Annotated in this window: 21 protein-coding genes; 10 read left to right on the top strand and 11 right to left on the bottom strand. The window is 75.4% G+C overall.

All coding sequences use genetic code 11. The features are described 5' to 3' along the window. The first annotated feature begins 140 nt into the window (after positions 1 to 140). Entirely contained in the window at positions 141 to 953 is an 813-nt protein-coding gene (locus CLV70_RS04990; protein ID WP_106125176.1) for a sensor histidine kinase, read from the top strand. Here the strand turns inward: CLV70_RS04990 and CLV70_RS04985 are convergent. The 5 genes from CLV70_RS04985 to eccCa form a co-directional block, all read right to left on the bottom strand. Beyond that, positions 916 to 2,079: a WXG100 family type VII secretion target gene (locus CLV70_RS04985; protein ID WP_146163962.1), complete on the bottom strand. Its 1,164-nt coding sequence runs from the start codon at positions 2,077 to 2,079 to the stop codon at positions 916 to 918. The two genes, CLV70_RS04990 and CLV70_RS04985, sit on opposite strands and share 38 nt — an antisense overlap. A gap of 4 nt (positions 2,080 to 2,083) precedes the next feature. Then, on the bottom strand, positions 2,084 to 2,431 hold the full coding sequence (locus tag CLV70_RS04980; RefSeq protein ID WP_106125174.1) for a hypothetical protein: 348 nt from the start codon (positions 2,429 to 2,431) through the stop codon (positions 2,084 to 2,086). Between the two features lie 71 nt (positions 2,432 to 2,502). Next, the gene (locus CLV70_RS04975) at positions 2,503 to 2,808 is read right to left on the bottom strand and encodes a WXG100 family type VII secretion target (RefSeq protein ID WP_106125173.1); all 306 of its coding nucleotides are present in this window, start codon (positions 2,806 to 2,808) and stop codon (positions 2,503 to 2,505) included. Positions 2,809 to 2,843: 35 nt separating this feature from the next. Then, positions 2,844 to 3,191 (bottom strand): WXG100 family type VII secretion target, encoded by a 348-nt coding sequence (locus CLV70_RS04970; protein ID WP_106125172.1) that lies wholly within the window; start codon positions 3,189 to 3,191, stop codon positions 2,844 to 2,846. Positions 3,192 to 3,268: 77 nt separating this feature from the next. Further along, positions 3,269 to 7,186: a type VII secretion protein EccCa gene (eccCa, locus tag CLV70_RS04965; protein WP_106125171.1), complete on the bottom strand. Its 3,918-nt coding sequence runs from the start codon at positions 7,184 to 7,186 to the stop codon at positions 3,269 to 3,271. Positions 7,187 to 7,365: 179 nt separating this feature from the next. Here eccCa and CLV70_RS04960 point away from each other — a divergent pair, with 179 nt between their 5' ends. The 6 genes from CLV70_RS04960 to CLV70_RS04935 all read left to right on the top strand — a co-directional run bounded on the left by CLV70_RS04960 (position 7,366) and on the right by CLV70_RS04935 (position 12,276). After that, positions 7,366 to 7,689 carry a type VII secretion target gene (locus CLV70_RS04960; RefSeq protein ID WP_106125170.1) on the top strand — a complete coding sequence of 108 codons (324 nt, stop codon included), beginning with the start codon at positions 7,366 to 7,368 and terminating at the stop codon, positions 7,687 to 7,689. A 20-nt stretch (positions 7,690 to 7,709) separates the two neighbouring features. Continuing rightward, complete coding sequence (locus CLV70_RS04955) at positions 7,710 to 8,285, top strand: hypothetical protein (protein ID WP_106125169.1); 576 nt, start codon at positions 7,710 to 7,712, stop codon at positions 8,283 to 8,285. Positions 8,286 to 8,313: 28 nt separating this feature from the next. Further along, positions 8,314 to 8,646 carry a YbaB/EbfC family nucleoid-associated protein gene (locus CLV70_RS04950; RefSeq protein WP_106125168.1) on the top strand — a complete coding sequence of 111 codons (333 nt, stop codon included), beginning with the start codon at positions 8,314 to 8,316 and terminating at the stop codon, positions 8,644 to 8,646. Positions 8,647 to 8,651: 5 nt separating this feature from the next. Then, entirely contained in the window at positions 8,652 to 10,094 is a 1,443-nt protein-coding gene (gene eccD, locus CLV70_RS04945) for a type VII secretion integral membrane protein EccD (protein ID WP_146163961.1), read from the top strand. 104 nt (positions 10,095 to 10,198) lie between these two features. Next, positions 10,199 to 11,584, top strand: a complete 1,386-nt coding sequence (eccB, locus tag CLV70_RS04940) for a type VII secretion protein EccB (protein WP_106125166.1) — start codon at positions 10,199 to 10,201, stop codon at positions 11,582 to 11,584. Continuing rightward, positions 11,581 to 12,276, top strand: a complete 696-nt coding sequence (locus CLV70_RS04935; protein ID WP_245908031.1) for a LuxR C-terminal-related transcriptional regulator — start codon at positions 11,581 to 11,583, stop codon at positions 12,274 to 12,276. Before eccB ends, CLV70_RS04935 begins: the two co-directional genes overlap by 4 nt. On the opposite strand, the gene CLV70_RS04930 is transcribed toward CLV70_RS04935, so the two are convergent. Then, on the bottom strand, positions 12,266 to 12,844 hold the full coding sequence (locus tag CLV70_RS04930; protein ID WP_106125164.1) for a hypothetical protein: 579 nt from the start codon (positions 12,842 to 12,844) through the stop codon (positions 12,266 to 12,268). The two genes, CLV70_RS04935 and CLV70_RS04930, sit on opposite strands and share 11 nt — an antisense overlap. Positions 12,845 to 13,019: 175 nt before the next feature. On the opposite strand from CLV70_RS04930, the gene CLV70_RS04925 reads away from it, so the two are divergent. Beyond that, positions 13,020 to 14,405 (top strand): alpha/beta hydrolase, encoded by a 1,386-nt coding sequence (locus CLV70_RS04925; RefSeq protein ID WP_106125163.1) that lies wholly within the window; start codon positions 13,020 to 13,022, stop codon positions 14,403 to 14,405. On the opposite strand, the gene CLV70_RS04920 is transcribed toward CLV70_RS04925, so the two are convergent. From CLV70_RS04920 to CLV70_RS04910, 3 genes are read right to left on the bottom strand one after another with little or no spacing between them, the layout of a single operon-like run. Further along, the gene (locus tag CLV70_RS04920; RefSeq protein ID WP_106125162.1) at positions 14,395 to 15,366 is read right to left on the bottom strand and encodes an NAD(P)-dependent alcohol dehydrogenase; all 972 of its coding nucleotides are present in this window, start codon (positions 15,364 to 15,366) and stop codon (positions 14,395 to 14,397) included. The genes CLV70_RS04925 and CLV70_RS04920 overlap by 11 nt on opposite strands. Further along, positions 15,363 to 15,596, bottom strand: coding sequence for a helix-turn-helix transcriptional regulator (locus CLV70_RS04915; protein WP_106125161.1), 234 nt, complete (start codon positions 15,594 to 15,596; stop codon positions 15,363 to 15,365). Before CLV70_RS04915 ends, CLV70_RS04920 begins: the two co-directional genes overlap by 4 nt. Further along, complete coding sequence (locus CLV70_RS04910) at positions 15,590 to 16,018, bottom strand: hypothetical protein (protein ID WP_106125588.1); 429 nt, start codon at positions 16,016 to 16,018, stop codon at positions 15,590 to 15,592. The genes CLV70_RS04915 and CLV70_RS04910 overlap by 7 nt, the downstream gene beginning before the upstream one ends. Before the next feature lie 158 nt (positions 16,019 to 16,176). On the opposite strand from CLV70_RS04910, the gene CLV70_RS04905 reads away from it, so the two are divergent. Continuing rightward, positions 16,177 to 17,337, top strand: a complete 1,161-nt coding sequence (locus CLV70_RS04905) for an FIST signal transduction protein (protein WP_158277708.1) — start codon at positions 16,177 to 16,179, stop codon at positions 17,335 to 17,337. A 13-nt stretch (positions 17,338 to 17,350) separates the two neighbouring features. Continuing rightward, on the top strand, positions 17,351 to 20,020 hold the full coding sequence (locus CLV70_RS04900; RefSeq protein ID WP_106125159.1) for a putative bifunctional diguanylate cyclase/phosphodiesterase: 2,670 nt from the start codon (positions 17,351 to 17,353) through the stop codon (positions 20,018 to 20,020). A gap of 6 nt (positions 20,021 to 20,026) precedes the next feature. Here the strand turns inward: CLV70_RS04900 and CLV70_RS04895 are convergent, their stop codons facing one another. Next, positions 20,027 to 20,578 carry a TetR/AcrR family transcriptional regulator gene (locus CLV70_RS04895; protein ID WP_106125158.1) on the bottom strand — a complete coding sequence of 184 codons (552 nt, stop codon included), beginning with the start codon at positions 20,576 to 20,578 and terminating at the stop codon, positions 20,027 to 20,029. After that, complete coding sequence (locus CLV70_RS04890) at positions 20,553 to 21,602, bottom strand: hypothetical protein (protein WP_106125157.1); 1,050 nt, start codon at positions 21,600 to 21,602, stop codon at positions 20,553 to 20,555. The genes CLV70_RS04895 and CLV70_RS04890 overlap by 26 nt, the downstream gene beginning before the upstream one ends. Positions 21,603 to 21,611: the final 9 nt, after the last annotated feature.

The following is a 21,611-nucleotide window of genomic DNA, read 5'->3' as shown; positions in this document are numbered from 1 at the left end:
GGAGGTACTTCGCGCCCGGGGTGCGGTTCGGTTCGCGGCTGCCGGATATTTCTCCGGCGAGAACCGATCGCCGGGTCCGGACCGGAATACCGGCCAGGGGCCGCCGCGGGGAGCCGGCGGCCGGGCGGGGAGGCGGTCCGATGTCGACGATGGAGTACGCCGGTCCGGGAACGGGCCCGAGATGGGCGGCCGGGTCGGCCGCCGCGCTGATCCTGCTGCTGACGGCGGCGAGGGCGAACGGGTGGGCCGCCGTGCTGGTGGCCGCGGGCGTCGCCGTGGGAACGGGCGCGGTGCTCGCCCGGGTCCGGTCGGCTGCCTACCGGGCGGGCCGGGCCGCCGAGCGCGCGCGTCTGCTGCGGTCCCTGCACGACACCGCCCTGCAGTCGCTGGAGACGATGGCGCTCGCCGACGCCGCCGACCGCCTCTCCCCCGCCGAGTCGCTGGCCCGGCTGCGCGGCACGGCGCACCGCCAGGCCGCGATGTTGCGGCGCAGCCTCGGGGAACTGGGCGGTGCGGCACCGGCCGGGCCGCGGCTGTCCCTGGCGCAGACGCTGGCCGGGCTCGTCGAGGAGATGCCGGTCGACGGGCCACGGGTGGAGCTCGTGGCGGCCGCGGACCTGCCCGAGCCGGTGCCGTGGCGGCAGGAGTGCCTGCGCGACGCCACCCGCGAGGCCCTGGGCAACGTGATCAAGCACGCCGCCGCGCGCCGGGTGGTCGTCCGGATCGCCGCCGCGCGCCACGGCGTCGAGATCGTGGTACGCGACGACGGCCGCGGCTTCGACCCCGGGCGGACCGCGCCGGGCTTCGGCACCCGGCAGTCGATCACCGCCCGGGTCCGGGAGGCCGGCGGGGACGCCGAGATCGGTTCCTCGCCGGGGCGCGGCACCCGGGTGCGGCTGTGGATGCCGGCCCGGGTCACCACCACGTGCCCGCCGCGCCCTCGTCGCCGATGACCGAGGAGGTCACCACGGCCGGTTCGCCCCAGACGTCCTCGGTCTCGACGAGCCACTGCGGGATCCGCCGGCCGCCGCCGCCCTCGGCGCCGCCCATGCCCATCGGCATCATGGGGATCATCGGCATCCCCCGCATGCCACCCGCGCCGGTTCCGGCACCGCCGCCGGAGGCGGCCGCGATGCCGCCGGGCGGCGCCTGACCCGCCGGAGCGCCGCCGCCGGCCGCCGTTGCGCCCGGGTCGGGCAGCGACGGCAACGCCGCGCCGCCCCCACCCAGGGCGGACCCACCGCCGCCCGGACCCGGGCCGGCCATCGGAGCCGGCCCGCCGCCCAGGCCCGGACCGGCGCTGGCCGCGGTGGGCAGCGTGGCTTCCGGGAGGGCCGGCCCGCCGCCACCCGGGCCGGCCCCGCCCGCCACCGGGGAAGCCGGCGGAACCGGGGGAACCGCGGCGGCGGGCGGAGGTCCCCCGCGCCGCGGAGTCAGCAGGCTGGGCAGGAACGGCCGGCCGAGCACCAGGCCCGCCGCCGCCAGCCCGGCCGGCAGCATCCCGCCGAACAGCGGTGGCCGGCCGCCCGCGACCGGCCCCGACGGGTTGCCGAAGACGAGTTGCCCGGGCGGCAGCGAGCCGGACGGCGCCCCGCCCGCGCCGGCGAGCGCCGGATCGGTTCCCGCCGGCAGCAGCTGCGACATCGTCTCGTTGAGCTCGGCCGTCACGGCGAGATACCGCTCGGCGAGCCGGGCCATGATCAGCACCGCCTGCCTGCGGGCCTCCTCGCCGGAGACCGCGGGCATGGCCGTCCACGCGGCGTGCAGGGCCTCACCGGCGGCGTACATGAGGTCGCGGGCCTCCTGCGCGGTCGCGGCGATCCGGCGTACGCCGGTCAGAAGTTCGGTTGTCATGGTGCGGTAGCGGTCGGCGGCGGCGCCGGTCCAGCTCGACGAGAGCGCCCCGGAGCGATCGGCGATGTCCTGCGCCCGCTCGAACAGGGCCGCCGCCACCGCGGCCCAGGCGTCACCGGCGGCCACGATCTCGTGGGGGTTGCTGATCGACAGCGCCCGGATCAGCTCCTCGTGCGGGTAGCGCGAGAAGTCGGTCCAGACGTCCGGCGGATCCACGGCTCGCATCGCGTCATCCCTCCCGCGCCGGTGCGGCGTAGAGGGCCCGGTACGAGTCGGCGATCGACTCGTCGGCGGCGCGGTAGCCCGCGGCCATCGCCCGGGTCACCTCCTCGGCGAAGTCCACCGCCATGGCGACGGCGTACGCGAGCTGGTGCATCCGCAGCGCCGCCGCCGCGTGCGCCTCGCGCAGGGCGTACGCCTCCGCGAACCCGCCCGGCTCCAGCGGATCGGCGCCCAGCGCGGCGAGCCGGTCGGCCGGATGGCGTACGGCGTCCCGCTGGGCGGCAAGTTCATCGGCGAGCCGCTCGAGCTCCCCGGGGCGTACCTGGAACGAGCCGGCACCGGAGTTCTCGGGCACAGCCGCCTCCTCGGTTCGGTGCGGCAGTGCCACCCGGTAGGCGTGGCACTGCCGTGGGCGTACGGGAAAGGTCAGCCGAAGAAGCTGGTGTTCTTGTTCTCCAGCGCCACCTGCATGTCGTGCGCCTCGGTCGTCTTCGCGGAGAACTGGGCGATGACCGCGGTGATGTCCGCGACGGCGGTACGCAGCCGGGTCTCGCTCTGCTCGGCGGCCTGGCCGGCGGAGCTGCCGGACGCGTACCAGGTCTCCTTGATCGGCGCGAGCGACTGCTGGAGGGTGTTCATGATGGCCTCGAGGCGCTTGGCCTTGACGGAGAGCGATTCGGCGGCGGCGCGCAGCGCCGCGAAGTCGACGTTGATGACCTCGGCGGATGGCATGTCGGCAAACCCTTCTGATCGGTGGGCGGGCGCGGTCAGGCGCCGGCGAGACGGTTCAGGACCGTGCTGTTGCCGGTCTGGCCGGACAGCGTGTTGAGCGTCGACGCGACATCGGTGTCGCCGGTGTCGTAGTTGGCGGCGCTGTCGCCGACCAGCTGCGACATCAGGTCGAGTTCCTGGCCGGCGCTGCGCATGTCCTCCTGCAGCCGCCGGTGCAGCTGCCAGAAGGCCTGCGCCTGCGCGCCCCGGTACTGGTTGAGCATGCTCGTCAGGTCGCCCTCGAGCGCGCTCATGGTCGAGCGTGCGTCGGCGGCGGACTCGTGGAATCCGGTGACCGCCCGCGCCATCGCGGCGGCGTCGCTCTGGAATCCGGTTCCGGCCATGACGTTCCTCCCTCACTCCGTGGTGGATGGTGTGCTTCCGAGGCTATGAGCGGCCGGGGGCCGCGGGTACGGCACTTCTACCCACCCCACGCGACCTGCAGGACGGACGCGTCGCCGCGCCGGCCGACGTACTGGCCCTGGCCGGGCGGGCGGGGGCTGGGCTTGAGCCCGCCCAGCAGCGCGCCCTCGTCCTTGGCGCCGGAGAGCAGGATTCCCGGGGTGCCGAGCTCCCGCAGGCGTTGCAGGACCGGCTCGTAGAGGGCCCGCCCGGCACCGCCGCTGCGCCGGGCCACGAGCAGGTGCAGGCCGATGTCGCGCGAGTGCGGCAGCAGGTCGGCCAGCGCGAGCAGCGGGTTGCCGCCCGGCCCGGCGACCAGGTCGTAGTCGTCGACCAGGATGAAGAGCTCCGGGCCGGTCCACCAGGAGCGGCGGCGCAGCTCCTCCGAGGTGACGCCGGGCCCGGGCAACCGGTCCCGCATCCCCTTCGCCACGTCGCCGATCGTCGCGGTCAGGGTCGGTTCGGAGCCCGCGTACGCCAGCAGATGCTCGCCGGTCACCACGTCGAGCAGGCTGCGGCGGTAGTCCACGACCAGGATCGCGGCCTCGGCCGGCGCGTACCGGTCCGTCAGGCCACTGGCGAGCAGGCGCAGCAGGCCGGACTTGCCGGACTCGTTGTCGCCGAACACGATGAGGTGCGGGTCGGCGTCGAAGTCGAGGGCGATGGGGCGCAGATCCGCCTCGGCGATGCCGATCGGCACCGGGCGGCTCCCGTCCGCCGCCGGTAGTTGCGCGGCGGGCAGCAGGCGGGGCAGCAGGCGTACCTGCGGGGCCCTCCCGCCGGGCCAGGCCCGCGCGACGCGGCGTGCCAGGTCCGCGATCCCGGCCGCCACGTCGTCCCCGGACCGGCTGTGGTCGAGGCGGGGCAGGGCGGCGAGGAAGTGGAGCTTGTCGCGGGTCACCCCGCGCCCGGCGGCGGTGGGCACCGCGGCCGCGGCGCGGCGGTCGACGGCGGAGTCGGACGGGTCGCCGAGCCGCAGCTCGAACTGGGTGCCGATCATGTCCCGCAGGGCCGGCCGCAGCTCCATCCAGCGGCTGACCGACAGCACGACGTGGATGCCGTAGCCGAGGCCGCGGGCCGCCAGCGAGGAGATCGTCTCGGAGAGCGCCTCGTACTCCTGGCGCAGGGTCATCCAGCCGTCGATGACCAGGAACACGTCGCCGAAGACCCGGCCGTCCGCACCGGCCGGCGGATCGCGCCGGAACGCCGCCATCGAGTCGATGCCGTGCTCCTGGAACAGCGCCTCCCGCTCGGTGAGCAGGCAGTCGAGTTCGGCCACGATGCGCCGGCAGCGTTCCGCGTCGAGGCGGCCGGCCACCCCGCTCACGTGGGGCAGCCCGGACAGCGTGGACAGCGCCCCGCCGCCCATGTCCATCAGGAAGAACTGGACCTCGCGCGGGGTGTGGGTCAGGGACAGGGCGCAGACCAGGGTACGCAGCAGCGTGCTCTTCCCGCTCTGCGGTGCGCCCACCACCACGGCGTTGCCCGCGGCGCCGGACAGGTCCGCCCACAACACGTCCCGGCGCTGCTCGAACGGCTTGTCGACCACCGCGACGGGTACGGTCAGCCGCCCGTTGCCGTCCCAGCCCGCCGGGCACAGTCCCCGCCGCTCGTCCGCGCCGAGCGGGGGCAGAAGCTCGTCGATTGTGGGCGGCTCGGCGAGCGGCGGCAACCAGATCCGGTGCGCCGCCGGGCCCCTGCCCCCCAACCGGCCCAGCAGCACCTCCATCGTGGAGGGTCCGGTCGCGTCCAGTGCGGACGGCGCCACCGGCGGCGGCCCGGCGGCAGCGACGGCGCGCGCGGTGAACGGCACCGGCTCAGGCTCGCGCCGGCCGGGACCCTTCGGCCCGCGCCGCGGCGAACCCACCGGCCCGGAGACGTATGCCGCCCTGAACCGCCGCAGCGTCGTGGTGTCCATCTTCAGATAGCCGGCGCCCGGCTCGCCCGGCAGCTCGTACGCGTCGGGCACGCCCAGCACCGTGCGGCTCTCCGCGGCGGAGAAGGTGCGCAGCCCGATCCGGTAGCTCAGATGGCTGTCCAGCCCGCGCAGCCGCCCCTCCTCGAGCCGCTGGGAGGCCAGCAGCAGGTGGATCGCCAGGCTCCGGCCGAGCCGCCCGATCATCACGAACAGCTCGATGAACTCCGGCCGCGACGACAGCAGCTCGCTGAACTCGTCGATGATGACCAGCAGGGACGGCACCGGCGCCAGGTCGGCACCGGCCTGCCGGGCCTTCTCGTAGTCGCGGACGGACGCGTAGTTCCCGGCGGCGCGCAGCAGTTCCTGGCGCCGGACCATCTCGCCGCGCAGCGCGTCGCCCATCCGGTCGACGAGGGTGAGCTCGGCGGCGAGGTTGGTGATGACCGCGCAGGTGTGCGGCAGATCGGCCATGCCGGTGAACGTCGCGCCGCCCTTGAAGTCGACCAGGGCCAGGTTGAGCGTCTCGGACGAGTGCGTGGTGACCAGGCCGGTGACCAGCGTCCGCAGCAGCTCGCTCTTGCCGGATCCGGTGGCGCCGATGACCAGCCCGTGCGGGCCCATGCCGCCCTCGGCGGATTCCTTCAGGTCGAGCAGGACGGGCTCGCCGTGCAGGTCGGTGCCGAGCGGGACCCGCAGGCGGTCCCCGGCCGGTCGCGGACGCCACGTCTGCGCCACGTCGAGGTCACGCGGCTCGCCGATGCCCAGCAGGCCGGCCAGCTCCGCCGGTCCGGTCGCGCCGGCGCCGTTCCCGGCGGGCGCACGGCGGTGCCAGGGCGCGAACTGCCGCGCCACGGCCTCGGCCGTCACCGGATCGAGCCCGTCCGGTACGCCGGCCAGCACGGTCCCCTCCGGCCGGCGTACCCCCAGGCGCCCGTCCGCGACGACGAGGCCGAGCACCGTGGCGGACCGGTCCCCCGCGCCGCCGACGTCGACGACGGTGACACCGGCGAGCCCTTCTCCGGGAGCCGTGCCCGCGGCGGCACCGCCCGCCAGGTCCCGCACGACGACCAGATGCACCATGCCCGCGGGTGCGCCGGCGCCCGGCTGGAACCTGGGCCGCCCGGCGAGGTCCCCGGCGACGAGCCCGGCGAGGTCGCGGGTCCCCCCGGCGAAGAGCCGCAGCGGGCCGGTGGCGTCGGCGCGGACCGGGTGCGCCGCGTGCGGTAGCCACTTCACCCAGTCCCAGGCGGATGCCCCGGCATCGTCCACGCAGACCGCGATCCGCAGGTCGTCGGGGGCGTGCAGGGCAGCGAGGTGGGCGACGACGGCCCGGGCCAGGTCGCGGGCGCCGACCGGTTCGCCGCCGATGGCGATCCTGGTGAAGGCGCGCAGCGACACGGCCACGGGCAGGTCGTCGACCACGGCGTACGCCCGCAGGAACCGCTTGAGCGACGTGGACGAGACGGGGTCCAGCTCCTCCAGCGGCGCGGTCTGCGGCGGGCGCAGGGCGGTGGCGAGACGCTGCGGGCCGAGGCCGACGCGCACCCGGCCGAAGCCGGGATCGGTGACGCGCCGGCGCCACATGCGGGGCGTGCCGGCGAGGGTCCAGAGGTCGCCGGGAGCCGGCAGGGCCTCCAGCATCCCCTCGCGCTGGCGCGCCGCCGCCTGCCGTACGGCGTCCCGCAGCCCGGCCAGGTAGCGCAGGTAGTCCCGGCGCTCGTCGTTGATCTGGGCCTTCTTGGCCATCCGGCCGCCGGACAGGGTCATCACGAGCATGCCGCCCATCACGATCACGAACAGACCGCCGAAGACCACCGTGCCGATGCCGCTCGACCGGCCGATGTAGACGAACGACATCGCGCCCATCCCGATCATCATCGGCAGCATGAACATCAGCTGCTGCGCACCGCGGGTGCCGCCGGAGCGGGGAATCGCCGGCGGCGGTTGCAGCACGATCTCCGCCGGCGGCCTGGCCACCGCGGGGGTGCCGGGGCCGTGCGTGAACCGTTCTCCGGACATGGTCGTCTCCCGCTCTGGCGGCCGGCTGTCGTTCCGCTACGCCCCACGGTCGCCCCTCGCCCGGCCCGGCGACAGTCGGCATTTCTGCGGCGACAGCGTGGGTAATTCCGCCGTTACCGCGGCTCGGATGCCCTCCTAGCGTCGGTGCGGAGAGCGTCGGATCGGCCGAGGGAGGCGTGATGGGCACCGGATACGAGATCTCCGTCCCGGAGGTGCTGAAGGTCGTCGCGGGGCTGGACGGCCTGCTGTCGCAGTTCCGGGCGGGCACGCGGGATGCGGGCGGCGTGACCCTGCCGGCCGCCGCGTACGGGCACATCGGCGGCGCCGCCGCGACCTCCAGCGCCTCCGCCCAGCAGCAGCTGGTCGTCGCCCTCGAGGCGGTCGCCGTCGTCCTGCAGAAGCTCAACGAGCGGGTGGCCGCGAGCGCGGAGGGCTACGCGGGCCACGACGATCGGATCGCCGGGACGCTGCACCGGATGGCCGCCGGGGAACACCACCGCTGACCCACAGATCGGAGCCCGGCATGTACTTCCCCAACTCCTCGGCCATGGACGCCGCCGCGGGTGGCCGCGGACCCGGTGCCACGGTCCTGCCGTGGATCGCCGGCACGGAACCGGGCCAGGTCCTGCGGTACGTCACCGAGCTGGCCGGCCACATCGGCAGGCTCGCCGGCGTCGTGAACGGCGTCGGCGACTCCGGCGACGCCCTGCGCCGGGCCTGGCCCGGCGGCTCCGCCTCGGACGGAGCGCTCGGCAAGCTCGGCGAGACCATCGCCGTGTTCCAGCGCATCGTCAAGGCCGTCGAGACCTTCCAGGCCGAGCTGGCGGGTGTCGCCACGGCCCTGACGCTGATCCAGCAGGCCTACCGGTCGGTGGTCGGCTCGGTGAATCCCGTGGTGGCGTCCCTGCTGGCACACCCGCACACCCACGCCGCGGCGAGATCGCTGGCGGTCAGCGCCACGTCGGGGCTGGCGTCGTTCGCCGGCTCCACGAAGGCCACCCTGGACACCATCGCCACCGTACGCGTGGCAGCGATCGTCACCCTCCTCGCCACGATCGCGAAGGAACTGGGCTCCCTGCTTCCGGGCACCGCCCGCTGACCCGCCACGAGAAGAGAAGGTACGTCCGATGGAACTCAGTCAGCCCGGCACCGAGCAGCTCCGCGCCTCACTGGACGACCTGCTCGAGGAGGTACGCGCCGGCACCGAACGGATCGGCGAACTCCAGCACGAGCTGGAGACGCGCGAGATCACCGGCTACGCGGGCAGCGGCGAGGTGACCGTACGGCTCCTCGGCACCGGGCAGTTCGTCGACGTCAGCATCGACCCCGACACCTACCGCCGGTACGACGCCGACACCGTGGGAACGCTGGTGCTGGCGGCGGTCAACGACGGGCTCGCCCGGCTCCAGGAGGCCGGCCGGGAGATCTTCGCACCGGTGCTCGGCCCCGTGGAGGGGTGAACCCGATGTCGATCGCCGAGCTGCCGCCGCTGCCGATGCCGGGCCGCCCGGCGCCGCCACTCCCGAGGGCCACGCCGGCCCCGGACGCCACCGGCCCGCTCATCGCGCCGCAGCCCGCGCCGGCGGCACCGCGGCGCGTCACCGTCGTGGGCGACAACGGCCGCGCCGACGTCGCGCTGCCCGCCCTGAGTACCGTCGCCGAGCTGGTTCCCGTGCTGGCGCGGTCCCTCGCCGGGCCGGGCGGACCGGGTCTCCGGCTGGTCCGGGTGGGCGGCGACGTGCTGCCGGGCGATCGCACCGTCGCCGCCCTCGGCCTGCGGGACGGCGAGCTGCTGCATCTCGTGGCCGCGGACCGGCCGGCGGCGACCGCGATCTTCGACGACCTGGTCGACGCCGTCGCGAGCAACGTGAGCGAGGCTCCCGGCCGCTGGGGCCCGGCCCTGTCGCGCCGGCTCGCCGCCCTGGTCGCCGCCGTGGCATTCGGCGCGGCGGCGGTGGTCGCGGTCGCCGCCGCCGGGTGGCCGGCCGGGCCGGTCGCCGCGGGGCTGCTCGCGGCCGCGCTGCTGACGGCCGGAGTGGCGGTGACCCGGGTACGCGACGACGCCGCGGCCGGGGCGGCCCTCGCGGGTGCCGGCCTGCCCTGCCTCCTGGCCCTGGGGCCGGCACCGGCCGCCGCGAGCCCCGCGGTGACGGCGTTCGCGGCCTCCGCCGGGTATTCGCTGCTCTGTGCGGTTCTGCTGCCCGCGTACCGGGCGTGGTTCGCGGCCGCCGGGGGCACGGCCGTCGCGGGTGCCGTCGCCGCCGCCGTGGTGGCGGGCGGCCGGGCGACCCCCGCCGGCGCCGCCGCCGTGCTGATGGTCCTCGCCGTGGTGGCCGGCCCGGGGTTCCCCGTCCTGGCGCTGCGCCTCGGCCGGGTTCCGCTGCCCGTGGTGCCCACCGACATGGCGGCGTTCCGGGCCACGGAGCCCCCGACTCCGGCTCCGCTGGTGGCGGGCCGGGCCGCGGACGCCGAGTCCGCGCTCACCGCGCTGCTGACGGCCGAGGCGCTGATCGTCGTCGCGGGCGGCGCCGTGCTGCTCCGTACGCCGGCGGTCGCGGGGTGGATCCTCGCCGCGGTGGCGGGGCTGGCGCTGCTGATCCGCAGTCGTGCGTACCTCGGCGTGGCGCAGCGGGCCGCCCTGCTCGGCGCCGGCCTGACCGCCCTCGGTGCCACCGCCGTGGTGGTGGCGCGCCACGGCGGTCCCCCGGCCCCGCAGGCGGTCGGTGCCCTCGCGTTGCTCGCCGGCACGGCCTGCGCCGTGCACGCCGTCCGGGCGGGACGCCGGCCTCCGTCGCCGTACTGGGCCCGGTTCCTCGACGTCATGGACTTCGTGGCGGTCACCGCCCTGATTCCGGCCGCCGCTGCCGTCCTGGGCCTGTACGGCTCGGTCCGGTCGCTCGCCGGCTGACGACGTCCCGCGGAATTCCCCGGAGAATCCGCGAACCGTCCGGCCGCCGCCGACGGAGTACCTCGTGAAGACCGACCGCCACGGACGGAACCGCGAGGTGGACGATGTGGACCCAGCGTGATCAGCTCCAGGCCTTCCAGTTCCTGCGCCGCCGCATCGTCTCCGCGCTGCAGTTCGGCGATGCCAACCACCCGGTGGCACCGGGCCGGCGCGTCCTCGCGGCGACCGCCTCCGGCGCCGGCGCCGTCCTGCTGGTCTGCGGAGGTCTGCTGGTCCTCGCGGTGCTGCGGCCCGGCAGCACCGCCGACTGGCGTGAGCCGGGCCGGATCCTCATCGAGAAGGAGTCCGGCGCGAGCTTCGTGCTGGGCGCGGACGGCCTCGTGCATCCCGTCCTCAACCACGCCTCCGCCCGCCTGCTGATCGGCGGCGCCCGGACCACGACCATCGCCGCCGGATCGCTGGCCGGCGCCCCGCGCGGGCGTCCGCTGGGCATCCCGGACGCACCGGCCTCGCTGGCCGCGCCGAAGGCCCTCGTCCAGGGGCCCTGGGTGGTGTGCGACGGGCCCGGACGGGCCGGCTCGACGGTGACCACGCTGGTGATCGGCCGGCCCGCGCCGCAGCGGCTACCGCGCGGGCGGGGCGTCATCGTCGCCGCCGGCGGGTCCCGGCACCTGCTCGCCGACGGGCGGCGGATGCGCCTGCGTGGCAACGCGGTCGGCGCCCTGGGCTGGGACGCGGTGCGACCCCGGACCGTCTCCACCGCCTGGCTGGACACCGTCCCCCAGGGCCCGGAGCTGGCCCTGCTCACCGTGCCGGGCAGCGGCGGCGCCGGCCCGGAGCTCGCCGGGCGCGGCACCCGGGTGGGCCAGGTGCTGCTGGCGGAGGGCGTGGACGGCGAGAGCCGCTACTACCTCGCGACGCGTGCGGCCCTGCTGCCGATCGGGCAGACCGAGGCCGCGCTGATCGTCGGCAATCCCGCGAACCGGGCGGCGTACCCGGACGGGGTGGCCCGGCCGTCGACCGTCTCCGCCGCGGACATCACCGCCTCCGGACTGGTCGGGCGGCGCGCCGAGGAGCCACCGTACCCGGCCCGGCTGCCCGAGGTCGATGACGCCGGCGGTGCGGCCGCCGTGCTCTGCGCCGGGGGTGCGAGCGCCGGGCCCGTACCGCTGTGGACCGCCCGCGCGCTCCCCCTGCCGCCCGGCGGCCGGGCCCTGCCGGTCCCCGCCGCGGCACGCGAGGAGGGCGTCGCGGACCAGGTCTACGTTCCCCCGGGTACGGGCCTGCTCCTCATCGAGCGGCAGCGGCCCGGCGGCCCCGTCCAGCTCGTCACGGACCAGGGCCTGCGGTACCCGCTCAAGGACAGCAAGGACGCACGCGCCCTCGGCTACGGCGACATCCCTGCGGTCAGAGTGGATGCGGCGCTGCTGCGCCTGCTGCCGGCCGGGCCGGAGCTGTCCGCCGAGGCGGCCCGGCAGGAAGCGAAATGACGACCCGCACCGACGAAGGAAGAGGCCCCGCCATGCCCCTCACCCCGGACACGTCCATCCTGGTCTCCATCGTGGAGGATCACCCGCTCTACCGGATGGCACTGGCCCGCGTCGTCGACGGGCTGCCCGGCTGCACGCTCGGTGCGGTGGCCGGGTCGGTCGAGGAGTTCCTGGCGTACCGCACCCGGCCCGGCGGCGTCGTCCTGCTCGACCTGCACCTGCCGGGCCGGCAGGGACCCGCCGCGGCCCTGGCGGTCACCGAGGCGGGGCATCGCCCGCTGGTCGTCTCCGCCCAGGCGGGCCAGGCCGACGTGCTCGCCGTGCTGGCGGCGGGCGCCCGGGGCTACCTGACGAAGTCGGCCGAGGAGCGGGAGATCGCGGCCGCGGTCCGCCAGGTCGCCGACGGGGGCACGTACGTGTCCCCCACGCTGGCCGGCTTCCTGCTGGACAGCGCACGCCCGCGGCAGGCCGGGCCCCGGCTGGCCCTGACGCCGCGCGAGCGGGAGGTGCTGGGCCTGCTGGCCGAGGGCGAGCGGGACGTGGACATCGCCCGCGCGCTGGGCATCAGCGTCCGGACGGTCCGCTCGCACCTCGACCGGATCCGGGAGAAGACGGGTCAGCGGCGGCGCTCGGAGCTGACCCGGCTGGCCATCGGCGAGGGCATCTCGTCGCGGCTGCGGGTCACGGTCTGACGGGCGCGGCGGCCCGCACCGCCGCCAGCTCACTGACGAGCGGCGCGGTGGCGGTGCTGAATTCCGTCAGCGCCGCATCCAGCTCGCGCACCCCGGCCTCCGCGGCCCCGGCGAACATCCGGGAGTGCCGGTCCACCTGCTGCACCATCCCGTCCGGCAGGGCGGACGACCGGCTGACCGCGGCCCGGACCCCGCGGGCGTACGAATCGAAGAAGCGGCCGACGGCGTCGACGTGACCCCGCACCAGGCGCAGGGTCGCGGACAGATTCCGCAGGCCGGCGCCCAGCCCGGTGAAGAGCCGCTCGGCCGCGGCGATCCCACCCGGCAGGGGCTCGGTACGGGCCTGGAAGAGGGCACCGCTGGGCGCGGCCCAGGATTCCTCGAGCGCGGTCCGCGTCGCGGTCATCCGCTCCGCCGTCCCCCTGATGCGGGCGGCGCAACCGGCCGCGGTCCGGCCCGCCTCGTCGAGGGCGTACGGGTCGCCGGCCACCTGCTGCCGGGCGGCGCTGACCCTCGCCTCGGCCGCGGCCAGCACGCTCTCGATCTGACCGGCCGATGTCATCGCCATCTGCTTCCTCCTGATCTCGGTTCCCTCGCCGTCACGCTAGGCCCGGACCGGCGGGGCCCGGCACGGCGGAAGTGCCCCGCCCGGCACTCCCCCGGCGGGGTATTTCTGCCGTTGCCGCCGCCACCGCGGCGGCTGAGGCTGGGACGAGGGACCGGGCACGGCGACGGAGGCACCGATGGCGGGATTCGACCGGATCAACTTCTATGCCGAGCCGGCACGCATGCTCGACGTGGCGCGCCGGCTCGCCGGTGTGGCGGCCGAGCTCGGGCCCGCCGGCATCCGGTACGCGGGCGTGAACCTGGCGCCGGCGGCGTTCGGCGCGGCGCCGCACTCGGCGGCGGCACACGGGTCGTGGCGGGAGGCCGCGACGCTGCTGACGGCGTACCTGGCCGCCGCGACGTCGGAGGCCGAGGCGATGTCCGAGGGCGTGCACCGGTCGTCGGAGGCGTACCGGAGCGGGGACGCGCGGGTGTCGGAGATGTACCGGCAGCTGCTGCTGCGACTGGAGCCGGACGCGGCCGGCGCGCCCGCGGGTGACGCCGCGCTCGTCACGAGGGACGGGATCCCGGGCGCCGGTACGCATCCGGACGCGGTGCACGACTGGTGGCAGCAGCTCGCCGAGGGCCCGCGGGACTCGGTGCTGGCCGCTCATCCGGAGCTGGTCGGCGGCTTGGACGGCGTCCCGGCGGAGTCGCGCGACCAGGCGAACCGCCACAACCTCGACAACGCGATCTCCGGTCAGCGGGATCTCATCCAGCGGTACCAGCAGGAGATCGACAACGGCGCCGGCAACGAGGGCACCGTTCTCGAGCAGACGCATGCCCAGCGGCAGCTCCGGCAGATGGAGGAGCTGCGGACCCGCCTCCAGGGTGATCCGCGGGCACACCTGCTCTCGTTCTCGGCGGAGGGCGACGGGCGCGCCGTCGTAGCGCTGGGGAACCCCGACCGGGCGGGCGCCGTGCTCACCTACGTACCCGGGATGGGCAGCGACCTGGGCACCGTGCCGGGCGCGCTCGACCGGATGGAGGCCGTCCTCGCCCGCTCCCCGCAGCACACCGCGGCGATCGTGTGGCTGGGTTACGACGCTCCGGACCTGGGCCCGCAGGTGGGCTTCTCGAGCTATGCGCGGGACGCCGCGGAGCCGCTGCACCGGTTCCAGGAAGGGCTGCGCACCACGCACCTGGGCGACGTGCCCTCGAACAACGTGCTGCTGGCGCACAGCTACGGCAGCACCGCCTACGGCATCACCGCCGCCCAGTACGGCGTCTCGGCGGACCGGGTCTACCTGATCGGCTCGATCGGCACCGATCAGGAGTCGGCGAACGGCTTCCTCGGCACCCGCACCGAGAACGTGTACGCCACCACGCACGCGTGGGACGTCGCGCATCTGCCGCCCGCGGTCGACTACTACCGGTCGAGCCCCTCGGATCCGCTGTTCGGCGCCCAGCAGTTGCCGGGCGCCTACGACGGCGTGCTGGACAGCCACACCGCGTACCTGCACCGGCCGGAGATCCTCGACAACATCGCCCGCCTGCTGGCCCGGCCCGCGGTCACACCGTGACGATCACCTTGCCCGCGGGGTGGCCGCCGGCAAGATAGCGGACGGCCTCCGCCGCGTCGGCGAGCGGGTAGGTGCGGTCGATGACCGGGACGACGGCGCCCGACTCCAGGAGCGGAGCGAGCTCGTCGAGGTCCTCCCCGCGCTCCCGGGCGGCGACGCCGCGCAGGCGTCCCCGGCCGAGGGGTGACAGCAGCGGCGCGGCCATCTGGCGCTGGAAGCCGCCGAGCACGGCGCCCTTCGCGTGGCCGCCGCCGACCAGGGCGATCGTGCCGCCCGGGGCGAGGGCGCGGCGCAGCAGTGCGAGGGGCCGGTTGCCCGCGGTGTCGATGATGACGTCGTGGCGCGGCCCGTCCCGGTCGACCTCCTCGCGGGTGTAGTCGATGACGTCGCCGGCGCCGAGCGAACGGACCAGGTCCCCCTTCCCCGGGCCGCAGACGGCGGTCACCGTCGCGCCGCGCTCCCTGAGGAGCTGGACGGCGAAGGAGCCGACGCCGCCGGCGGCGCCGGTGAGCAGGACCCGCTGTCCGGGCCGTACCGCGGCGTCGCGGATGCTCTGCAGCGCCGTCACCGCGGAGATGGGCACCGCCGCCGCCTGGGTGAAGGTGAGGCAGGCGGGCGTGGCGGCCAGCCGGTCCTGCCGGGCGACCGCGTACTCGGCGAAGGCTCCGCTCTCGCAGGTGCCGTACACCGCGTCGCCGGGACGCCAGCGGGTGACGCCGGGGCCGGCCTCGGCCACCACCCCGGCGACGGCCCGGCCCAGGCCGCGCGTGCGGGGACGGCGCAGGCCGGTGGCGAGGCGTACGGCCACCGGCCGCCCGGTCATGAGGATCCAGACGCCCGGGTCCACGCCCGCGGCGCGCACCTCGACGAGCACCTCGCCGGCGCGGATCGGGGGCCGGGCGACCTCGCGGAGGGTGAGCCCGCCGGCCGGGCCGTACGTGTCGCGCACGATCGCTCTCACTGCTGCTCCCCGGGGGTGTCGGGATACTGGAAGACGTCGTCGAGGGGTACGCCGAGCGCCCGGGCGATCCGGAAGGCCACCTCCAGCGACGGCGAGTAGCGCCCCTGCTCGATGGCGATCAGCGTCTGCCGGGTCACGCCGATGGTCTCGGCGAGCTCGGCCTGGGTCATCTCGGCGCGGGCGAACCGCAGGGCCCGGATGCTGTTGGTGACACGGGTGGGCTTCACCACTGCGGGACGCTCCGGCGGTACACGACGACCTTGGTGATGCCGCCGAGGACGGCCGACAGGACGAAGCAGAGATAGATGACGTTGGCCGTCCAGAACGGGTCCCGTTCGGCCATCGCCAGGAGCATCGCGGCTATCGCGCCGATCACGACGAAAGACTGGCCGACGCTTTCGCCGAGCCGGCCGATCTCCCGGTCCCGCTCGTCGGTGACGCGGGAGGCGCCGGGGTTCGCCGCGGCCACCACCACCTCGGCCAGGATCGACGCGGCGATGGCGGCGCCGATCGTCCACAGCATGGCCGCCGCGTACGGCACCGAGGCGAGGGGGCGCCCGTCCCGCCCGGCGAGGACGGCGATCAGATAGGCGGCGTACCCGAGCACCGCCACCACGAGCCGGATCCAGGCTCTCTTCTCCTCGTGTGCCACGTCCACCCCACATGTAAGGAATTTTTGACATCCTCAAGGTAAGGCATGTTTGACTTCATGTCTAGAAAGTTTTACACGGCTTGAGGATGGCTTGAGGTCGGACCGTGCCTGTCTTAAGATCGGTCCCCCGGCGGCCGATCTCGGAGGACATGACGAGAATGCCGTTCGGGACGGGCCACAGCAGCCACGAGGACGCCACCGCCGCCGGATCCGAGGCCGCCCGCACCGCCCTGGCCGGCCTCGACGGCGCCGCCGCCGACCTGGTGATCGTGTACGCCTCCATCCGATACGACCTGGCCGCGCTGCTCGCCGGCGTCCGCGCCGTCACCGGGGAGACGCCGCTGGTCGGCGCCACGACCAGTGGGCAGTTCGCCGAGGGCGAGTTCACCCCGCCGGGCACCGCCGTCAGCGTGATGATCCTCGGCGGCGGCCGGTACCAGTACGGCACCGCCGTGGTCGGCGGCATCAGCGCCGACACCACCGCGGCCGGCCGGGACCTGGCCCGCCGGGCCGTCGACGCCGCCGGCCCGCAACCCGCACCGCACGGCGCCCTCCTGGTGCTCGCCGACGGCATGGCGGGCGACATGCAGGGCCTGCTCACCGGGCTGTACCGGGTCACCGGCGCGCGGATCCCGGTGGTGGGCGGGGCGGCCGGGGACGACCGTACGTTCGCCGGCTCGTCGGTGTTCCACGGCGGCGACGTCGTCGCCAACGGCGCGGTCGCGGTCTGGATCGGCGCGGAGCAGCCGCTGCGCGTGGTCTCCGGGCACGGCTGGCGGGCCCAGGGCCTGCCCATGCTCGTCACCCGCGTCGAGGGCCAGGTGGTGCACGAGATCGACGGGCGGCCGGCCGCCGAGGTCTACCGGGAGACGATCGTGGACGACGGCGCGGCGCCGGTACCCCTCGGCGCCCGCTCCGACTGGCGCACCGCGCACTCGTTCGGGCTGATCGAGCCGGACGGCACGCAGGTCGTCCGGGGCGCGTACATCGACGAGAACGGCGCCGTGAACACCTTCACGCCGCTCCCCGAGTACTGCGCCGTGCAGATCGTCTCCGCCGACCAGCAGGACCTGCTCGACGTCATCGAGAACGTGGTCGAGGACGCCCTCAGCGGCATCGAGGAGCCCGCCGTGATGCTGACGTTCAGCTGCATCGCGCGGCTGGACCTGCTGCGCGACCGCGAGGGCGAGGAGGCCGCCCGGCTGCACAAGGCCGCCGGCTCCGTCGCCACCTTCGGCTTCTACACGTACGGGGAGTTCGCCCGGTCCGTCGGCGTGTCCGGCTACCACAACGCCACCATCACCGCGCTGGCCCTCTGAGCAGGGAACCTCGATGGACAAGATCGCGCCCGACGAGGCCGGCGAGCGGCTCAGGGAGAAGCTTGCGGGTGCCACCGCGGCCGCCGCCGACGCGTACCGGCAGACCTCGCGGCTGATCCGGGTGCTCACCGTGCTCGGGCAGCCGTCGTCGCCGACGGAACTGGTGGAGCGGACGCTCGCCGTGCTGTCGCAGGTCTACGCCGCCGACGTCACCGTCTCGGCGCGGGTCGTGGCCGGCCGCCTCCAGCTCACCGGCACCTGCGGCATCCCGGAGGGCGACGCGGCGTACACCGACGGCTGGCCGCTCGCCGGCGCCGCGGCGGAGGCCATCGCGGCCGGGACGGCGATCGCGCGTACGGGCGCGGCCCTCGACCCGGACACCGACTTCCCGCCGTCGCTGGCCGGCCTCGCGCCCGCCTCGGCCGTCTGGGTGCCGGCCGGCGAGGACGGTACGGCCGACGAACTGCTGATCATGTTCCGCTCCCGCCCCGACGGTTTCCCCTCCGCGGACCTGCCCGTCCTGCGGTCGGTGGCCTCCCGGCTCCGGCTCGCGGTGCAGGCCCGCCGTCGCAGCGCGACCGTGGAGAACCTGGCCCGGCTCGGCCACCGCCTCACCAGCTGCCTCGACCTGCCGACGCTTTACGACGAGGCGGCCCGGCTCTTCCCGATCCTGGTCGGCGGCGCCGAGGGCGGGGTGGTGACGATCGAGGACGGCGTCGCGGCGCTGAGCGCGGCGACCCGCACCGACGTCCTGCCCGACGGCTACTCGCCGCAGGTCGCGAAGCTGTGGGGCTGGGAGGCGCTGAGCGCCGGCGAGACCTACTGCGGGGTGCACGACGGCTTCCCGATGGGCGGATCGGTGCTCGCCGTGCCGGTGATGCGCGACGACGCCCCGGCCGCCGTGCTGTACGCCTTCCGCTACGACGGCGTGCCGTTCCGCTCCGAGGCGGCCGAGGCCGGCACCCTCTTCGGCACGTACGTCGGCGTCGCGATGAACAACGCCGAGCTGTACCTGGCGCTGCAGGCCAGCGAGAACTCCCTGCGCCTGATCACCGAGTCGATCAGCGACCTGATCGCGGTGGTCGACGACGCCGGCCGGTTCGTCTACGCGTCCCCGTCGTACGAGCGCGAGCTCGCCCTGCCCCCGGGCCGCCTGCTCGGCACCCCGGTGGCCGCCCTCGCCCACCCCGGCGACCGGGCCGCGGTCGCCGCCGCCCTGACCGGCCCGGCGCACACCCCGACGATCGAGTACCGCCTGCTGACCGGCGAGGACCGGTGGGTGTGGGTGGAGAGCGCCCTGCGCCCGATGGCGGCCGACAACACCGTCGTGCTGTCGTCACGGGTCATCGACCGGCGCCGCCGGCTCGAGGACGAGCTGCGCCGGCGCGCCACCCACGATCCGCTGACCGGCCTGGCGAACCGCGCGCTCACCGCGGACCGGCTCAACGCGGCGCTCGCCCGGGTGGACGCTCCCGACCACGTGGGCCTGCTCTTCTGCGACCTCGACAAGTTCAAGGACGTCAACGACCGGCTCGGCCACGACGCCGGCGACCAGCTGCTGGTGCAGGCGGCCGACCGGCTGCGCGGCTGCATGCGCCAGGGCGACCTGCTCGCCCGGTTCGGCGGCGACGAGTTCGTCGTCCTGCTCGACGGCGTCACCGACCTGGACGACGTCCGCGCCGCCGGCGACCGGGTCGTGGAGGCGATGGAGGTCCCGTTCCCGCTCCTCGACGAGCGGGTCGAGATCTCCGCCAGCGTGGGCGGCGTGCTCGGCGTCCGCGGCCACGCCGACCCGGCCACCATGCTGCGCGACGCGGACGCCGCCATGTACGCCGCCAAGCACGCCGGCCGCGGCCGCGCCGAGGTGTTCGACGACGCCGCCTCCCGCCGCAGCCTGGACCGGCTCCAGCTCCGCTCGGACCTGGCCTTCGCGTCCGCCCGCGGCGAGCTCGCCGTGCACTACCAGCCGATCGTCGAGCTGAGCAGCAGCCGGATCATCGGCTTCGAGGCGCTCTGCCGCTGGCACCACCCGGTGCGCGGCCTCGTGCCGCCGGACGAGTTCATCCCGCTCGCCGAGGAGACCGGCGCCATCACCGCGATCGGCGAATGGGTGCTCGGCCAGGCCTGCCGCCAGCTCGCCGGGTGGCGGCGGCTGCTCTCCGGCGAGCGGCTGGGCATCAGCGTCAACCTGTCGCCCGTCCAGCTGCACCAGGCCGATGCCGCCGCCCGTACGCTGAAAGTGATCGAGGAGAGCGGCGCCGACCCGGCGGACGTGTGGCTGGAGACCACCGAGCACAGCGCCATCCGCATCGACGTCAACGAGTTCGCCACCACCCTGCGCGCCGCCGGCGTCCACTTCGCCCTGGACGACTTCGGCATCTCCTACTCGAGCCTGAGCCACCTCAAGCGGCTCCCGGTCGAGAGCGTCAAGATCGACCGCTCGTTCGTGGCCGGCCTGCCGGACACCGCCACCGACCGGGGCATCGTCCGCGCGGTGCTCGCCATCGCCGAGTCGCTGAGCCTGACCGTGGTCGCCGAGGGCATCGAGACGCCGGAGCAGCACGCCGACCTGGTCGCCCTGGGCTGCCAGCTCGGCCAGGGCTACCTGTTCTCCCGCCCGGTCCCCCCGGACGAGGCGACGGCCCTGCTCCTCGCCGGCGTGCCGCAGCCCTCCGCCGCCTGAGCCGGCTCAGTCCCGGTACCGCAACCCGTCCAGGACGACCTCGAGCAGATGCCGCCCCCGGGCGTCGAACTCGGCCGCGTCCAGCCGCGACAGGTAGCCGATCAGGATGATGACGTCCCGCGCGTCGACGTCCGGCCGGATCACGCCGGCCGCCTTCCCGGCGTCGAGCAGCAGGGTGACGGCATCGCCGATCGGGCCGAGGCTGTGCGCCGACAGGTCCTGCCACGTCGCCACCTCCAGCGCCGCGAAGACACCCCGCTTGACCTCGGCGTACGCGGCCACCCGGCCGAACCACGCCCGCAGCGCGGTGAGCGGGTCGTGCCGCGCGAGCAGCTGGGGCGCGGCGGCCACCAGTTCGTCGACATCGGCGCGGTAGACCTCGGCCAGCAGGTCCGCCCGGGTCGGGAAATGCCGGTAGAGCGTGCCCTGACCGACCCCCGCCCGCTGAGCGACCGCATTCAGCCGGATGTCGGCGTCGCGCGCGAGCTCGGCCCGGGCGGCCTCGATGATGCGGGCCCGGTTCTCGGTCGCGTCAGCCCGGCGGCGTACAGGTGTCACCGGTACGTCGTACCACACCCGCCAGCACCGGGAACGCCACCCTCAACCCGGCGAAGAACTCGCGGTACCCGTCCTCGCCGTGCGCGCCGGCCGCGGCCCGCAACGCGTTCGTCGCCGCCGTCAGCGGAGGCCGGTCCGCGAGGGCCAGGACCGCCGGCAGGGCCACGTACGCCTGGGCCATCTCGGTCGGCGGGCCGTCCGGCCCGGCCGCCGGGAGGACCACCGTCGTCAGGACCATGTCCGGGTCGTCGAGCAGCGCCATGAGCTCGGCCGGAGCCACCGGCTCCCCGCGCCGCACCGCGGCGAGCGCCTCGGCCATCCCGGGCCACCGCTCCAGCCCGGCGACGGCGACGGCACGCTCGGCGGCCCACCGCGCCACCGCGGTGCAGACCTCGTCGCCCGCCTCGGCCAGCGCGGACCCGAGATCGGCGTCGAGCCGGTCGAGCGGAGCCCTCCGCCGCGACCCGCCCCTGCGGCGTTCGCGGGTGGCGGGCTTCCGGTCCGCCCGCGCGCGCCGCGGGTGGGCGCGGTGCCAGTACGCGGCGGTCTCGCCGGTCTGCCGGACGATCCGGTCCGGTGCGGGCTCCCCCGGCCAGAACTGCAGCGCGTACGCGTCGACGACCTCGTCCTCGTCCGCGGTGTCGAGGCGCCGCCCCTCCTCCATCCCGCGCGCGCAGTAACGCACCCGGTAGTCACCGCGCGGCAGCGCCACCGGGTACGGCCGGCTCATCAGGCCGCCGACCCAGAGTTTCTTCGCCCGCTGCCGGAACGAGACCTCGACGGCCTCCTCCCAGTCGCCGGCGAGTGGGGGCTCCGCGTCGAACAGCTCGACGGTCAGGTGGACGTACCCGGTGTGCAGACCGGTCACGAGCGAGAGATGGCCGCGGAAGCCGGCGCCGCAGAGGCCGTTGACCTGGCCCCGCCAGAACGCCTCCGGCTCGCAACCCGGGTCGTCGCCCGGTCCCGCCACCGCGGTCGAGTACGACACGTCGATGGCGCGATCCAGCAGAACCTTCCCCCGCATCCGAACCCC

Origin of the sequence: Pseudosporangium ferrugineum, from assembly GCF_003002065.1 — a bacterium.
In the GTDB taxonomy this organism is placed as follows: Bacteria; Actinomycetota; Actinomycetes; order Mycobacteriales; family Micromonosporaceae; genus Actinoplanes; species Actinoplanes ferrugineus_A.
The sequence above is the reverse complement of the archived record's forward strand: the minus strand, read 5'-3'. Positions and strand labels throughout refer to the sequence as shown.

Excerpts from the sequence above, each read along its gene's own strand:
- CLV70_RS04950 (WP_106125168.1), top strand. The coding sequence starts at position 8,314 with ATGGAACTCAGTCAGCCCGGCACCGAGCAGCTCCGCGCCTCACTGGAC.
- CLV70_RS04935 (WP_245908031.1), top strand. The coding sequence starts at position 11,581 with ATGACGACCCGCACCGACGAAGGAAGAGGCCCCGCCATGCCCCTCACC.
- CLV70_RS04985 (WP_146163962.1), bottom strand. The coding sequence starts at position 2,079 with ATGCGAGCCGTGGATCCGCCGGACGTCTGGACCGACTTCTCGCGCTAC.
- CLV70_RS04990 (WP_106125176.1), top strand. The coding sequence starts at position 141 with ATGTCGACGATGGAGTACGCCGGTCCGGGAACGGGCCCGAGATGGGCG.
- eccCa (WP_106125171.1), bottom strand. The coding sequence starts at position 7,186 with ATGTCCGGAGAACGGTTCACGCACGGCCCCGGCACCCCCGCGGTGGCC.
- eccB (WP_106125166.1), top strand. The coding sequence starts at position 10,199 with ATGTGGACCCAGCGTGATCAGCTCCAGGCCTTCCAGTTCCTGCGCCGC.
- CLV70_RS04900 (WP_106125159.1), top strand. The coding sequence starts at position 17,351 with ATGGACAAGATCGCGCCCGACGAGGCCGGCGAGCGGCTCAGGGAGAAG.
- CLV70_RS04930 (WP_106125164.1), bottom strand. The coding sequence starts at position 12,844 with ATGGCGATGACATCGGCCGGTCAGATCGAGAGCGTGCTGGCCGCGGCC.
- eccD (WP_146163961.1), top strand. The coding sequence starts at position 8,652 with ATGTCGATCGCCGAGCTGCCGCCGCTGCCGATGCCGGGCCGCCCGGCG.
- CLV70_RS04970 (WP_106125172.1), bottom strand. The coding sequence starts at position 3,191 with ATGGCCGGAACCGGATTCCAGAGCGACGCCGCCGCGATGGCGCGGGCG.
- CLV70_RS04905 (WP_158277708.1), top strand. The coding sequence starts at position 16,177 with ATGCCGTTCGGGACGGGCCACAGCAGCCACGAGGACGCCACCGCCGCC.
- CLV70_RS04975 (WP_106125173.1), bottom strand. The coding sequence starts at position 2,808 with ATGCCATCCGCCGAGGTCATCAACGTCGACTTCGCGGCGCTGCGCGCC.
- CLV70_RS04955 (WP_106125169.1), top strand. The coding sequence starts at position 7,710 with ATGTACTTCCCCAACTCCTCGGCCATGGACGCCGCCGCGGGTGGCCGC.
- CLV70_RS04960 (WP_106125170.1), top strand. The coding sequence starts at position 7,366 with ATGGGCACCGGATACGAGATCTCCGTCCCGGAGGTGCTGAAGGTCGTC.
- CLV70_RS04925 (WP_106125163.1), top strand. The coding sequence starts at position 13,020 with ATGGCGGGATTCGACCGGATCAACTTCTATGCCGAGCCGGCACGCATG.
- CLV70_RS04890 (WP_106125157.1), bottom strand. The coding sequence starts at position 21,602 with ATGCGGGGGAAGGTTCTGCTGGATCGCGCCATCGACGTGTCGTACTCG.